This is a genomic window from Pseudomonas sp. HY13-MNA-CIBAN-0226, assembly GCF_040310305.1.
Taxonomy (GTDB): domain Bacteria; phylum Pseudomonadota; class Gammaproteobacteria; order Pseudomonadales; family Pseudomonadaceae; genus Aquipseudomonas; species Aquipseudomonas gregormendelii.
Window position 1 is genome coordinate 1 of the sequence record NZ_JBEOPS010000054.1, and the last position, 1,234, is coordinate 1,234.

Sequence of the window (1,234 nt, forward strand, 5' to 3'; positions counted from 1 at the left end):
GCCTCCGGCAGCTCCTACAGGCTTTATCCGTAGGAGCTGCCGGAGGCTCGGGCCGCGGTCGGACGATCTTTTGCTTTTGCGTCTAACAAATCCTTCAAGGCTGCGATAGCATCCGTCCCCGAATTGGTGCGCCCGGACAACTTTTTGTTCGTATCTGCCGGTTTCCCCAGGGAAATCTGCTGTTTGCGCGCCTCATACCGCAATGGTTTTGGGGACTTGATGATGAAGAAGTATCTTTCGATGCTGCTGGTCGGCGTCACGGCATTGGTTGCAGTCAGCACGGCGCAGGCCGGTGCCATCGATGACGCGGTCAAGCGCGGCACGCTGAAAGTCGGGATGGACCCGACCTACATGCCCTTCGAAATGACCAACAAGCGCGGCGAGATCATCGGTTTCGAAGTCGACATCCTCAAAGCCATGACCAAGGCCATGGGCGTCAAGCTGGAGCTGGTGTCCACCGGCTACGACGGCATCATCCCGGCGCTGATGACCGACAAATTCGACATGATCGGCAGCGGCATGACCCTGACCCAGGAGCGTAACCTGCGCTTGAACTTCAGCGACCCCTTCATCGTCGTTGGCCAGACACTGCTGATCCGCAAAGAGCTGGAAGGCACCATCAAGTCCTACAAGGACCTGAACACCGCCGACTACCGCATCACCTCCAAGCTCGGCACCACGGGCGAGATGGTCGCGAAGAAGCTGATCTCCAAGGCCAAGTACCACGGCTACGACAACGAGCAGGAAGCTGTGCTGGACGTGGTCAACGGCAAGGCCGATGCCTTCATCTACGACGCGCCGTACAACGTTGTCGCCGTGAACAAGGTCGGGGCCGGCAAGCTGGTATTCCTCGACAAGCCGTTCACCTACGAGCCGCTGGCCTTTGGCCTGAAGAAGGGTGATTACGACAGCCTCAACTTCATCAACAACTTCCTGCACCAGATCCACGAAGACGGCACCTACGATCGCATCCATGACAAGTGGTTCAAGGACACCGCCTGGCTCAAGGACATGGAATAAGGCTCGGTCAGTAAGACCGCGCCGCTCCCATCGCCAGCAGGCTGGCTCCCACAGGAGGTTTGTGTACGCCACAGTGTGGGAGCCAGCCTGCTGGCGATGACGGCCTTCCTGGCGGGCTGCCACAGGGGATTTGTGTACGCCACAGATCCAGTGTGGGAGCCAGCCTGCTGGCGATGACGGCCTTCCTGGCGGGCTGCCACAGGGGATTTGTGTG

General features: G+C 59.3%; 1 protein-coding gene. It reads left to right on the forward strand.

Annotated elements, in window-relative coordinates:
• Positions 1–222: 222 nt before the first annotated feature.
• Complete coding sequence (locus AAEZ05_RS27690; RefSeq protein WP_045062031.1) at positions 223–1,020, forward strand: transporter substrate-binding domain-containing protein; 798 nt, start codon at positions 223–225, stop codon at positions 1,018–1,020.
• Positions 1,021–1,234 lie beyond the last annotated feature (214 nt).

Coding starts and splice junctions, on each gene's coding strand:
- AAEZ05_RS27690 (WP_045062031.1), top strand. CDS start 223: ATGAAGAAGTATCTTTCGATGCTGCTGGTCGGCGTCACGGCATTGGTT.